The 842-nt window shown below is 59.1% G+C and carries 1 protein-coding gene; it reads right to left on the bottom strand.

Going from position 1 to position 842, the window contains the following annotated elements; translation table 11 throughout:
• The coding region (locus AC1DRJ_RS30335; RefSeq protein WP_477805361.1) for a phage major capsid protein at positions 1-842 on the bottom strand (842 nt) is incomplete at both ends.

Here is an 842-nt window from a genome sequence, read left to right as displayed (position 1 = left end):
CTTCCGGGCGTTTTACCGCCAGAGCGAGACGCTCTTCGCAACGGATCGAGATCATGTTCTTCTCGAAGTCATCGGCGTTCTCGGTGGAAATCACCACATTGGCGTCCTCGCGATCGAAGATCTGGGCGCCGGTCTGGAATGCCCCGGTCAAGAACTTGCCGAGGAACGCTGCCAGTTCAGTTGCTACAACAGGCAACCCCCACAGTGTCGGGCCGGCGAGGCTCAACGGGTTGCCAATGATGTAACGACCCAGGGTATCCTTAGTCAGTTCGATCTTCGCCCAGTCGGTGAAGTGGAGCACGTGCCCACTGGCTGGTAGGCGCGCCAGTTGCGACTGAAGCATGGCCAGGCGCAACTGGTCGATCTGAGTCATCGCATCAGGCTCGAAGGCGGCCGAGTAAGCCTCTGCTTGCGGAACGATGCCGTGCAAATGAACGCCGGTGCCGTCACCAAACAGAATTTCCGACTCTTCCGCGTACTTCAGGCCATAACGCATTTCGGCGTCGACCGTGGACTGCAGCTGCGCGAAGTCATCGAGGATCTGCTTCGAGGCCTTGAACATGTGCGCGATGGTGGTCACCGGCGTGATCTTGGTATCGAACTGGATATCGCTGTAAGGCTTGGCAGTGTTCTCGGCAACAACCCGGGCAGCATTGGTGAAGCCGGTTTGCTGGACCCAGAAGATGGCCGGAGACGTGGTGCGGCCTGGGGCGATCAGATCCCGGATAAATAGGCGCTGCTTCGGCATCACGTCGATACCAGGTAGGCGCATCGGTTCTACAACACCTTCAGCTACGCCAGTGCTGAGCAGCGCAGCATTAACCGGAACGCTGACGCGGCGG

It is taken from the genome of Pseudomonas sp. P5_B2 (assembly GCF_056400445.1).
This window is presented reverse-complemented; position numbering and strand designations above follow the sequence as displayed.